Source organism: Beijerinckia mobilis (genome assembly GCF_000745425.1).
In the GTDB taxonomy this organism is placed as follows: Bacteria; Pseudomonadota; Alphaproteobacteria; order Rhizobiales; family Beijerinckiaceae; genus Beijerinckia; species Beijerinckia mobilis.
The window spans coordinates 24,951-37,431 of sequence record NZ_JQJH01000013.1; the positions used below are offsets into that span (position 1 = coordinate 24,951).

General features: G+C 57.4%; 10 protein-coding genes and 1 pseudogene. 7 read left to right on the forward strand and 4 right to left on the reverse strand.

What is annotated here, in order from left to right:
- Positions 1–3 precede the first annotated feature (3 nt).
- The 6 genes from tagF to DL88_RS11425 all read left to right on the forward strand — a co-directional run bounded on the left by tagF (position 4) and on the right by DL88_RS11425 (position 8,449).
- A complete protein-coding gene (gene tagF / locus DL88_RS11400) occupies positions 4–642 on the forward strand; it encodes a type VI secretion system-associated protein TagF (RefSeq protein ID WP_034996132.1) in 639 nt (212 codons plus the stop codon).
- A 5-nt stretch (positions 643–647) separates the two neighbouring features.
- The gene (locus DL88_RS11405; protein WP_051955904.1) at positions 648–1,448 is read left to right on the forward strand and encodes a PP2C family protein-serine/threonine phosphatase; all 801 of its coding nucleotides are present in this window, start codon (positions 648–650) and stop codon (positions 1,446–1,448) included.
- Positions 1,449–1,665: 217 nt separating this feature from the next.
- Positions 1,666–3,414: a serine/threonine-protein kinase gene (locus tag DL88_RS11410; RefSeq protein ID WP_051955905.1), complete on the forward strand. Its 1,749-nt coding sequence runs from the start codon at positions 1,666–1,668 to the stop codon at positions 3,412–3,414.
- 134 nt (positions 3,415–3,548) lie between these two features.
- Positions 3,549–5,333, forward strand: a complete 1,785-nt coding sequence (locus DL88_RS11415) for an NHL repeat-containing protein (protein WP_210165304.1) — start codon at positions 3,549–3,551, stop codon at positions 5,331–5,333.
- A gap of 163 nt (positions 5,334–5,496) precedes the next feature.
- A complete protein-coding gene (locus tag DL88_RS11420; RefSeq protein ID WP_051955907.1) occupies positions 5,497–7,608 on the forward strand; it encodes a tetratricopeptide repeat protein in 2,112 nt (703 codons plus the stop codon).
- Between the two features lie 133 nt (positions 7,609–7,741).
- A complete protein-coding gene (locus DL88_RS11425; protein WP_034996134.1) occupies positions 7,742–8,449 on the forward strand; it encodes an IS6 family transposase in 708 nt (235 codons plus the stop codon).
- Between the two features lie 58 nt (positions 8,450–8,507).
- On the opposite strand, the pseudogene DL88_RS11430 reads toward DL88_RS11425, so the two are convergent.
- Positions 8,508–8,801 (reverse strand): annotated as a pseudogene (locus DL88_RS11430) (IS481 family transposase); the annotation flags it as partial.
- A 176-nt stretch (positions 8,802–8,977) separates the two neighbouring features.
- Here DL88_RS11430 and DL88_RS11435 point away from each other — a divergent pair.
- Positions 8,978–9,925, forward strand: a complete 948-nt coding sequence (locus DL88_RS11435; protein ID WP_034996135.1) for an IS110 family RNA-guided transposase — start codon at positions 8,978–8,980, stop codon at positions 9,923–9,925.
- 103 nt (positions 9,926–10,028) lie between these two features.
- Here the strand turns inward: DL88_RS11435 and DL88_RS20330 are convergent, their stop codons facing one another.
- The 3 genes from DL88_RS20330 to DL88_RS11445 form a co-directional block, all read right to left on the reverse strand.
- A complete protein-coding gene (locus tag DL88_RS20330) occupies positions 10,029–10,169 on the reverse strand; it encodes a hypothetical protein (RefSeq protein WP_156971062.1) in 141 nt (46 codons plus the stop codon).
- Between the two features lie 97 nt (positions 10,170–10,266).
- Entirely contained in the window at positions 10,267–11,613 is a 1,347-nt protein-coding gene (locus DL88_RS11440; protein WP_034996138.1) for an autotransporter outer membrane beta-barrel domain-containing protein, read from the reverse strand.
- Positions 11,614–11,907: 294 nt separating this feature from the next.
- A complete protein-coding gene (locus DL88_RS11445; protein WP_084705136.1) occupies positions 11,908–12,456 on the reverse strand; it encodes an AAA family ATPase in 549 nt (182 codons plus the stop codon).
- Positions 12,457–12,481 lie beyond the last annotated feature (25 nt).

Below are 12,481 nucleotides of genomic sequence, written 5' to 3' on the forward strand. Positions count from 1 at the left end.
TCTATGCGGCGCGGCTTGTTCGGCAAGGTTCTGTCAAAGCGGGATTTCATCGCCCATGGAGTGACACGCGGCTTTCTTACGGTTTTCGAGCCGTGGCTGCAGCGCTCGCTTGCGGCGAGTCGTGCGGAGCTCGGCGATCGATGGCCGGAAACTTTCCTCACCGCGCCGATCTGGCGCTTCTGGCTCGGCGCCAATCTTTGCGACGCGCCAGCGGTTGGCGCGCTCATGCCGTCAATGGATGGGATCGGCCGCTGTTTTCCATTGGTTCTCGCCATGGTCGCCGAGAACGGGGAAGTCATTGCCTCGCCTGAATCGGGTGCTCTGGATAGCTGGTTCGCGGCCGTCGAAACCTATCTCCTTGAGACGCTTGACGACGGTGCATTATTCGAGACGATCCTGCAATCGCTCGCGGACTTGCCACCACCGCCGCTTGCAGCGACACGGATAGACGGTCGCGGCACGCCCTTGCCGGGGATCGGCGCGCCCGTCGCTCCGAGCAACCCTGCTGCAAGCTACTGGTCGACCGTGGGTGGGGGTGGCTACGAATCCAAAGCATTTGTGACGGTGGGCATGCCGGAGGCGGGTCTCTTTGCCACAATGATCACCGGGCGCTTCGAGACGTCCCAGGTCTTTACGGGGTGACGGCGATGGCAACGCAGCTTACGCTTCAGGCTTTCGCGCTGAGTGACAAGGGCAGGATCCGCAGCGAGAATGAGGACAATTTTCTGCTGAAGGCGGACACCGGCCTGTTCGCCGTCGCCGATGGTATGGGTGGGCATGCCGCAGGAGAAGTCGCGAGTGCCGCTGTCGTCGGCGCGCTGGAACGGATTGGGCCGCAGGAGAGCGCGGCGGAGTTATTACGCCTTTGTGAAGAACGCCTCTCTGCCGCGCATCATGACATTGTCGGTGAGGCGCGTCGGCGCGGCGTCGGCACGATGGGATCGACCGTCGTCGTCTTGCTCGCTTTTGACCATCATTATGCCTGCCTTTGGGCCGGCGACAGCCGCGCCTATCTCTTGCGCGAGGGCGCCATTGTTCAGATCACACATGATCATACCGAGGTCGCGGAGCTTGTCGCCGAGGGCGTGCTCACCATGCAGGACGCACATCTTTGGCCACGCCGCAATGTCATCACACGCGCGGTTGGGGCTGGTCATTCGCTTGCCCTTGATTTCGTCAACGGCCAGATTGAGCCGGGTGACATCTTCATCCTCTGTTCCGACGGGCTGACGGCTCATCTCGCGGACGACGAAATCGCATGTCTTGCTTCGAGCAAGGGGCCATCCGATGCCTGCCGCGACCTGGTCGATCTGGCTTTGCAGCGCGGCGGCGCCGACAATGTCACCGTTCTCGTCGCCCGTTGCGGTTCGCAAGAGGCGACGACGCGACGGCTGCCCAGCGGATTCTTCGATGGCGCGACCGGTCCTGAAGCCGGGCAAGCAACTTGAACTTTGTCTCGCTGCGTATTTTTATGTGAAGAGGGTTAACATACGGCCTTGTATGCCGACAGGCCTGTACACTGCTTCCCAAGGAGAGGGAGTGCTGTCCTGCGGTGATCACCTGGGAGTGACGCACGTGCGTTGAAGAAGCGCCACTGCGCGTTCTATTTTATCCTGCGTCCGCCCCTCGGAGCCCTAAGTCCTGTTCCTCCTGAGCCCCTAAGCTATGTCGAACCCCTCCGCGATCCTCGCCTTCCAGGGCCCCTTGCCGCCAGGCACGAGGCTCAACGACAATTACGAGATCGACGTCTTTCTCAAGAGCGGCGGCATGGGTGACGTCTATCGCGGCCACGAAATTCAGACGGGCGACTCCGTCGCCATCAAACTCATCCGCGAGCAATTGGCCGGCGACGAAACGATGCTCGCAATGTTCCGCAACGAAGCCCTCGCCTTGCGCCGCATCCACCATGAAGCGATCGTGCGCTATTTCGGCTTTACCTTCGAACCGCAGTTGCGGCGGCATTATCTCACGATGGAATTCATCGAGGGAACACCGCTCTCTGAGATTCTCCAGAAGCGGGCCCTGACAGTTGCGGAAACCCTTGCCCTCAGGCGGCGGCTCGCTCTTGGACTCCAGGCGGCGCATGACCAGACCGTCTTCCACCGTGATGTCTCTCCGGATAATGTTATCGTGCCGGATTCCGGCATCGAACGATCGCGGATTATCGATTTCGGCATTGCGCGGTCGCTCCGCGTCGGCGACGTGACTGTCATTGGCAGCGGTTTTGCGGGCAAATTCAAATATGTATCACCAGAACAGGTTGGCCATTACGGCGGCGATGTGCGTGCTCCTTCGGATATCTACAGCCTTGGTCTCGTCCTTGCCGAATGCCTCATCGGGACACCGCTCCCGATGGACGGCAGCCAGGCCGAGATCGTCGAAAAACGCCGACAGGTGCCCGATCTTTCAGCCGTCGATCCGGTTGTGCGGCCGCTGATTGAATCCATGCTGCAGCCGGATCCAACCGCGCGGCCGAAGAGCATGGCTGAAATTGCCACCTGGAAGCCGGGGTCTGCCGCGCCACTCGATGCCACCATTTTCGCGCCCCGTTTTTCAAATGCCACGGCCTTGCCTGCCATCCCTGTGCCGCATGAGGTTGCGCCGCCACGCACTCCGATTAAGCAGGAAAGGCCGTCCTTCGCGGTGAAGGAGATGATCGCCGCATCAGCCGCTCTGCTTCTGCTGGGCGCGGCAATCGGCGGATGGCTTTGGTTCAAAGGTCAACCGGGCTCGACGACGCGGACCGAAACAACCGCAGTTCCTCCTGGCAAAAAAGCGGAGCCAGCCGGTGATGGGCCGCGTCTCGATCCCGTCGTGCGCATTCGCCAATATGTACGTGATTTTGATGGCGGGGATTGTTTCCTCGCGGTTGCCGGGACGATTTCGGCAGACTCTGTCGAGATTGATGGGTTCGGGCGTGAGCGCGAGCCTTTCGACGCGCTCGACAGATCGTTCAAGGACGTGATCGGCGCACAGGCAACGATCAGCCTCCGCAAGGTCGTTTCGGCGCAATGTCCGGTGCTCGCTTTCGCCAAGCGCTTCCTTGCAACCGTCGATCCGCCGCGTTTCGATGTCGAACGCGCGCGGCTCATCTATGCCGGTGACCGGCTTGAGGGCACGATCGACGCGCGCGCCGACCATGTCTATTTCCTCATCGTCGACGATAGCGGGCAGGTCAGTGATTTCTCGGACCACCTCGGCGGTGAGCCGGGACGCCGCGATTTCGCTATGGAGCTCAGATCATCGCGGCCGGGCCCGGTCCTTCTCGTCGCGATTGAAACGCGCCAGCCGATCACCATCGGGGCATCAGCGAAGGCACAAGATCTGTTTGTAAGCCTCACTCAGGAACTTTCAACGATATCTCCGCCGCCTGCCGTTGCTGTCCACTATGTCTCTCTGGTCCCGGGGAACTGAAACTTCTATGCCGTTGCCGCCGCGCTGTCTGCTGACACCCTTGCGCAACATTCAAATCGGATAATAATCCTCAAGTAGATGCGAAACATCGCATCTACTCCGGGCTGAGGCTTGGGGCGGGGCAGGGGGAACGAATGGCGCGATCTGGGACATGTCGCTTCCTCATGCGGATCGGCCTGATGGTTGCCGTGTCGTTTGCGGTCCACCCGGGCTTCGCCCAGGACCAACTCGTGCGGAGTTTTCGCATTGGCGCCGATACGGCCTCCGTCGGCGTCATCGAGGCAAGTCCTGATACGGAAATCGAAGGCCCGCAAGCGCTTTATTCCGGCGAGGAGGGCGAAATCTACCTGCTCGACCAGGTCAATAGCCGCGTACTCCGCTTCGACCCACGCAAATCCACAGGGCTCACGCGGTCGCTCACCTTGCCGGATGATATTCGCCCCACCGATCTCGTCGTTGTCAAGGACACGATCTACGTCTGGGACGGTGAGCCGCGTGCCTTGCAGCCGGTTGGCTCCGACGACGCACCAACCCGCAGCCTCGCCATCACCCGGAGCCTAAGCGCCGTGGACGAGGCGATCCTCTCGACTTTTGCCCAAATGGGCTCAGCGACAACTGAGGCTGCACCCGGGGCCACAAATGAGGCCGAGACGGATGAGGAAGCAACGCGCAGTCTCAGCAGTCTCAATAGCGGCAAGGCCCTCGGGCGCTCACGGCAGATCATCGCCTCGCACGGGCGCGGCCGGATCATCGCGGACATCGCCCCGGTCAAAACGTCGGGCGTTTTGATCACCTTGCGAACGAACGGGGGAGAATCGCTCGGAAAACTCAAAATGCAGGTACGTAGCCGCATCGGCTCCGTCGAGGTTCTGGACATCGACCGCTCGGGCCGCGTCTTCGTGCTTGGCGAAAATATTCCGGTCAATATGACCGGCGGCCCTTCGGTCTTTGTTGCGCGCTATGCTGCGACCGGCGCTCTGGAAGGAGTGTACGAACTGCCGCTCGATAGGCAAATCGGTCTGTCACGGCGTTTTGTCACGGTGTCTCCCGAAGGCGAAGTCTATTTTCTGCGCACGCGCAAAGGCTCCGCCGATCTGCTTGGCGTCGGCTTTCAGAGGTTGAAGGACGGGCAGGTCATCGATCTCGAGCCGAGCGATCCATCCACCTCCTTCGGCCTGAGCGAATTCGCGCGGCGCAAGGGGGCCTCGGCGGCGGTGCGCCCCCTCGACCGGGCTCAAGTCGTACAGACCGCCATGCAATTCGCCAACGCACGGTGGCACGTCAGTAGCGGTGCCTATGGGCGCGATCCAGACGCGGCCTGCAACGGCTTCGCGCGGGTGCGACGGCCCGGCTACTTGCACGACAAGCTTGGCCAGGAGGTTATCGGCATCCCCTATTGCTGGGGCTGCCATGGTTCGCTCTCACGCATTGCCATAGCGCTCACCGCCGGCCAGCTCGCCGGCAATGTCTGCACGCGTAATGATCCGCGATCAGATGTGGTTGGTGTCGACTGCTCGGCCTTCGTCAGTGCCAGCTGGGGGCTCGCAACCCATTTTACCACGCTCGCCATTCCCTCGATCACGCGCGAGCTTTCAAACCCTTTTGACCTTCTCCCGGGGGATGCGCTGAACAAGGCGGGTTCTCATGTGATGCTTTTTCTGCGCTTTACACCCGACCGGCGCATTGAGATCGTCGAATCGTCTACCGGCGGCTGCAATGGCAGGGTTTGCCGTAACATCTATCCGCTCGGTTCACTGCTCGCGCGCGGCTATCGGCCGGTGCGGTTTCGTGGCCTCCTGAACGACATGAGTGCACCTGTGCCTGTCGCGGCGGCGCTCTCCGGCGCGCCCAACGGCCAGACGCAGGAGGCGGAGACCTCCGCCGCACCGAAGATAGCCAAGCAACTACACCGACGGTGAGGCATTGATGATCGTCTCATCCGGGATGGCCTCTCGGCCGGAATGTGTGCAATGGCCAGTGAGTGCTGGTAAGAAAATCATGATTTCAAGCCCGATAGTATTCATATGAAAAATTTGTTACGCCTCCCTGTCGCGCCACAGTTTCCTGTCGCGGAGCATTAAAATGGTCGTCAGCAAGAATGTTCTCATAGCCGCTGGAATCATTTGGATTGCGCTGTGCCTTAGCGCCTTTCAGACGACAGGGGCAGCGGATGACGATCTCGAGCTATGTAATCATTCGCTGGTCAATCCTGACGCAGGCATCCCTGCCTGCACACGCCTCATCGACAGCGCGAAAGACAAGGCCTCTCTTTCTGACTTTTACAATAATCGCGGCGTTGCGCGCATTCAGAAAGGGGATCTCGAAAGCGCGATCAAGGATTTTACCAGTGTGCTCGACCGCAATCCAAATTCAATCGATGCGTTTAAGAACCGTGGCCTCGCTCATCAAATTCAAGGCGATTATGAGGGTGCTCTTGCCGATTATAATCGGGCGATCCGGCTCGACAAAAAAACACCCAGTCTTTTCAATGCACGCGGTACAGCTTTGTTTGGTATGGAACAATATGATTTGGCAATTGCCGATTATGATAAGGCGATCAAGCTCGATGGTAAATTTGCCAACGCCTTCTACAATCGTGGCCAGGCACGCTATCTTAAAAGACATTTTGATCGTTCCATCGCCGATTTCGATGAATTCATCAAGCTTACACCGAATGATCCCAAGGGCTATATTCAACGTGCGGATGCCCGCATTCAGCGTGGCGACTCTGAGGGGGCAATCCGCGATTACGACGCCGCAATAGAGGTCGATCCCAAGAATAACGAGGCCTACAGCCATCGTGGCGAAGCTTACCGGCTGCTCGGTGAACTTGGAAAGTCCATAACCGACCATGATAACGCGATTGAGCTCAATGCTACTCCCGAAGCCTATGTCAATCGCGCACTTGTCCTGGCTGATCAAGGCAAGCTCTCTGCAGCCATTGCCGACTGCGATGAAGCCATTTTGCTGAAACCAAGATATGACCTCGCCTATGCCACTCGGGGAAAGATCCGCCGGCTTGCAGGGGATATCAATGGCTCTTTGAATGATCTCAACAAAGCTTTGACACTTAATCCACACTCGGTTGTCGGCTTGAGTTTTCGAGGCGACACCTATCGCGCAAGGGGCGAGGCTCAGCGTGCGATCACCGACCTTGATGAAGCGTTGCGTCTCACACCCGATTTCGTCGCGGCATATGTCAGTCGCGGCCAAGCCTATGAAATGATGGGGGCAATCGCGAAAGCAAAGGCCGATTTTGAACAAGCCATCAAACTGCCGAACACTGTCGATGGCGGTCTTGTCAAGCCGGCTCAGGAAACAGCGCGAGCCCGCCTCGCCGATCTCGCCAAAATGGAAGAGAGAAAGGTGAAATCGGCAGAGCGGCTAGCGCTAAAGAATGAGGGCGACGTGCATGCACAAAAGGTTGCCGAAGCGTCATCGAAGGAAACTGTCGAGCCCGTAGCAAAGCTCGTACCAGCTGCCATTGCACCAGTTGAAAATCGGGTTGCTCTCGTAATCGGTAATTCCAACTATCGCGAAGTTACGGCCTTGCCAAACCCGCGGCGCGATGCCGATGCCGTTGCTTCAGCCTTGCGCCAGGTCGGCTTTAAAACCGTCCAAATTGAACATGATCTGACGCGTGAGAAATTTATCAACGCCTTACGTGTTTTTGCCGAAAAGGTGGAAACTGCCGATTGGGCCGTGATCTATTACGCTGGGCACGGCCTTGAGATAGGCGGAGTGAATTATCTTGTCCCGACCGATGCCAAACTTAGAAGCGACCGGGATGTCCAGGATGAGGCGGTGACACTCGAACGCGTCCTCTTTACAACCGAAGTGGCTAAAAAACTTCGTCTCATCATTCTCGACGCCTGCCGCGACAATCCCTTCCTGGTCAGAATGCAGAAAACCATGGCCTCGCGCTCAATTGGGCGTGGCCTTGCCCGGGTAGAGCCTGATAGGGGCACTTTGGTGGTCTATTCCGCTCGCGATGGACAAGTCGCGCAAGATGGTGATGGTCAGCACAGCCCTTTCACTCAGGCTTTCCTTGATAATGTCGTCAAACCGAAACTTGAAATCGACATGATGTTCCGGCGTGTGCGTGATGAAGTAATAACGGCGACCAATTCCCGGCAGGAACCGTTTAAATACGGATCTTTGCCAGGCGACGATTTTTATTTCATCGCGAAATAGGAGTTGGTGCATGAATATGCTGGAGGTTGTGTCTGCACGGATTTCGTTGACTCAGAACCCCGCCAACGAGCTCTGGTGCAAAAAGCGGAAACGGGGCATATTGGCGGCCAATTAGGCCTGCGAGACGACCAGTATATTGAGCATTGATGATCTTTTCAAAGGCCGCCATTTTGACCGGGAGATCATTATCCTCTGCGTTCGATGGTATCTTCGGTTCAAGCTCAGCTTCCGCGATTTGGTGGAAATGATGGCTGAACGCGGGATTTCGCTGGCGCATACGACGATCATGCGCTGGATCCAATGTTACGTCCCGGAGTTCGAAAAGCGCTGGAACCGCTTCGCATGCCGGGCCGGTGCCTCCTGGCGTGTCGATGAGACCTATGTGAAGATCAAAGGAAAGTGGACCTATCTTTATCGTGCGGTTGATAAAGAAGGAAAGACCGTTGATTTCCTCCTGCGTGCCAAGCGGGATATCGCGGCCGCAAAGGCGTTTTTTCGGAAGGCTTTCAAGAGCCAAGGTAGGCTGCCAGAAAAGATCACGCTGGACGGCTATCAAGCCTCGCATCGGGCGGCCCGCGAGTTTCTCAACGAGCATCAAGGCGGTGAACGGACCAAAATTCGGTCTTCAAAATACTTGAACAACATCATTGAGCAGGATCACCGGCCAGTCAAACTCCGCTTGGGCCCAATGCTTGGATTAAAACGGTTTTGGAGCGCGAAGATTACGATCGGCGGCATCGAATTGATGCATCGGATTAGAAAGGGTCAATTCAAGATCGGCAAACTTCGGATCAAGGGCAAAACCGCGCCCGAAATTTGGAATGCTGTACTTGCTGCATGAGGCTGGTAGCATCCCAAAATGGCTTGCCACACCCAAGCCAATTATTTGCACCAGAACCGGAGATGCCATGGCGCTGCAGGCAGCGGTGCAGCGATGATCGCGTCAGATGCGGGATCGTCGGCTGCAGCGCATAAAGGCAATCATCAAGGGGCAAGAGCGTATAGCGCCTGAAGGCGACAATGATCGCCTCTTCTTCGATCGACAGAACCGTGGACTTCGGTTCCTTGGGACCCGTCGGAAGATCAGAGACCGAAACCCGCTTCTTCCATTTGGCGACGGTCTTCTGGTTGATCCCATAGCGCTTGGCCAGCGCTCTCAAGCTCTCTTCACTATTTTGTATCGCTCGACGGATTGCCTTGTATGTCTGAGTTGCCCGCCGGAGCGAAACCGGCGAGGCTGAAGGTGGAGATCAGCCCGTATTTGCCTTGGGCTCGAAAGCCCGAGACAGAGCTTGGTGCGATCTCCACCATTGCAGTCCCACACCCGGACAGCCGCTCGGGCCCGAGCCCGCATTTGCAAGGTAGGGTTATGGACGAACAACACGCCGTCTTCGTTGGAATCGACGTTTCCAAGGATCGTCTCGACGTCCATCTCAGACCGTCAGGTGAGGCATTCTGTGTCTCGCGGGAGGCAAAGGGATTGGACAACCTCGTCAACCGCCTCGAGGGACTGTCCGTCGCCCTTGTTGTTCTGGAGGCGACCGGTGGCTTCGAGACCACTGTCGCGGCGACCTTGGCCGGCATTGGGCTGCCGCTCTGCGTCGTCAACCCGCGCCAGATCCGAGATTTCGCCAGGGCCATGGGCCGCCTGGCGAAAACTGATACACTCGATACTGAAGTGATCGCCCTTTTCGCCGAACGCGTGCAGCCAGAAGCGCGGCCTCTTCCGGAACCTGTAAGAAGCCACCTCGCCGAACTCGTAGGTCGGCGACGCCAGATCATTGAGATGATCGGTATGGAAACCAATCGGAGCCGTCAAGCTGTCGACGAGCATCTCGCTCAAGGGCTTGCGGGTCACATTGCCTTTCTCCAGAAAGAACTCGACGCGGTCGATCAGGACATCGGTGACGCCATCAAAAATTCCCGGGCTTGGCGGGAGACCGAGGCACTTCTGAAATCCGTTCCTGGTATCGGTGACGTGACCGCGCGGACCCTTCTCGCCGAACTGCCCGAGCTCGGGACTATCAGTCGCCATAAGATTGCTGCTTTGGTTGGCATCGCTCTGATCAATCGCGACTCTGGTTTGATGCGTGGTCGCAGGGCCATTGCCGGTGGTAGAACATCAGTGCGCGCCGTGCTGTATATGGCGGCTTTGACCGCGATCCGGCGTCGTTCCCCTTTTCGGGCTTTCTACGATCAGCTCACAGCCCGTGGCCGGCCGAAGAAAGTCGCGCTCGTTGCCGTGATGCGGAAGCTTCTCACCATTCTCAACGCAATCCTTCGGGACCGTACCCCATGGCATCACGAAAACGCTTGACGCAGAACACAGCCGCTCCGTCGTTGTGGCGCGGCCGTGAAGAACTTGTGCCATAGTGCATCCTTCCATTCTGCCGAAAGAATTGCACCATCAAAGGCCGGGATCAAACACCTAATTGGCCGCCAATATGCCCCGTTTCCGCTTTTTGCACCAGCGCCACGTCCAGCTCCTTGTTCGACGCGAGATCCATATAAAGGGTTCCAGTCGAAATCCGCTTGTATTGTGGCCGTTCGAAATGCGCCATTCGTTGTTCATCCCGAGAAGGATTCACGCATCCAGGCTAACTTTGCAGTGCTTTCCAGCTATTCGCGAGACGCCAAGGAGGTTTTGCAACCAGTCAACTAAAACTCGTAGCGGATACCTGCTCTGCCGCCGGTACCAAATAGGCCTTTGCCGCCATAAACGTCACCAAGAACGAAGGAACTTAGCCCTTGGCCGAAGTCTATATTGAAGGCTAGGGTTCCCCGTCCACGCACTTGACCTCTATCGGCATTGGCCAGGATATTGTTGCCGTTATATGCGGCACCGGGGATAAATCCACCATTGATGGCTACGTCATCATAGGCAAGTCCGGTCAAGGTCGTCTTGATCAAGATGTTATCATAGGTGGAGACCGTGCCGATGCGTGCTCCACCTTGCACCGTTACTTGGTTCCCATTCTGGAGGCCGAGGTCGGCGGCACCGCTGCCATAGTCGAGTGCGATGAATTGCGCACCGACCGTCGGCTCAACCCAGAAATTTGGATTCAGGTCGAAACGGTAATTGAGATTGGCCACAACCGAGGTGTTCAAGAGGCTCGTCGAACCAAAGCCGGTGGCGGTTAAATTGAAGGGGCCGGCAGGACCGGCAAAGGCAAGGTTATCCGTGAAGGTCTGATTGAGTCTCAAGAGATCGAACTTCACGAGAAGATCCGCCGAGAAGCCGCCAGAGAAATAGGTAGCATAAGCGCCGAGCGTCGGCCCTGCCAGCTGCGCGGTGAGATGGCTGAAGCCGTTGCCGACGACACTCGGATTGGTCGAAAACTGCTGCGTATTGAGTGTCAGATTTGATGAGACATGCCCAACAAGGATGCCAATAATCGCGCCATCTGTTGGAGTGAAGAGGCCATGTGTCGTGACGTCGAGACCCGCCTGGAACCCGATCGTGCCGACCCGGCTTTGCACGTAAGTATCGAGCGGGACGGGGGCACCGCTATTGAAATCGGGCCCGTTGATACTTGTAAGACCATTCGCATCGCGCTTTTCATAGACGCCGAAAACCTGACCCCACACACCATAACGCAACGGCGCCTCGATCGGTGTGGGAACGAAAGTAGGAGAAGGCGCTTCCTTGCGCACATAGGTCAGCTTGCGAGGGGCAGGTACCTCTGCTTTGGCGAGGGTGCTTTTCTTTGCCTTACTAGCGACACGCGGTTTAGCGGCCGGGGCGGGCGGTGGCGGTGCAATATCTTCGTTGACACGCGGCATGTTTGGCTCGCAAATGCCATTGACGCGCGAAAAGCCTGCGGCGCAGCGCTCACGTTCCTCATCACGCCGATTGGTGATTGAATTCCCGGCCTGACGCGTGGTCGAGAGGGTTGTGGATTGCGACAGCTCACTCAGGGCTTGGCTAGCGAGTGCTGCGCCGGAAAAGGCGGCTGGATCATCAACCCCTGCTACACCATTATTCGTGCATTGGCCGTTCTCCAATCGAACACCGGGATAGGCTTTGTAGCCTCTTGGCCAATCAGATCCACTTGGAGCACTTTGAATGATTTGCTGTGAGCACAGCGAGCCCGCCTCGGCTGTGGAGGAAAAGCCCAGCCAGATTGCGCTACCAGCCAAAAGCGAGAAAATTATCTCAGTCGAACGAGTTGATCCAGAATCCCGCATTTCTCTGCTCTATTTAGTGAACTTATAGCTCATAACGTTTGTAGCTCATAACGAATTCGTGATCTGTGCTAAATCCGCAACTATCATACAATAATTTTTATGCTTTCTCGCTCAACATGTGTCAAGATAACCCTGAACAATCGCGAACGAGCTTGGTGCATGAAATATGCTGGAGGTTGTGTGGCTTGATGGGGTACCCATTCGTCTGGTTTCCGCGATGATCAGTTCCTGCTCGCAACCTAAATCAAGGAAGAGGCGTCCCAAGATTTCCTGTCGATCGTTGCATGATGCAGTATGGCGCAGTGACGCGGGGTTTGAGTTCTTCTGGTGGTCTTCGCCGTTCCAGATCCAGATATTGGCGCGTTCGGTTGGTTGGATGCTGAGAAGCGGGCGGCCCGTAGCGATGGCAAGCGCCTCGGCGATCGGCGGAGAGGATTTGCCAATACCGCTGGGAGTAATTGTGGCCGAGGCATAGGCGCGAATCATATGACGGTCATAAAGCCATTGTCGCGTCGGTATCCGCCTCTGATCGATAGGAATGAAGGAGGTGGCCGTGATGGGTGGCTTTCCCATGCCTGGGTCCTGACCAGACAGGGATTCCACCGAGCGCAGATTTATACGTTTTTCGGCACCAAGGGAGGAGGAAAGGTGCTCCGTCATGGAGCACCTCGCCAAGCGTAATTTT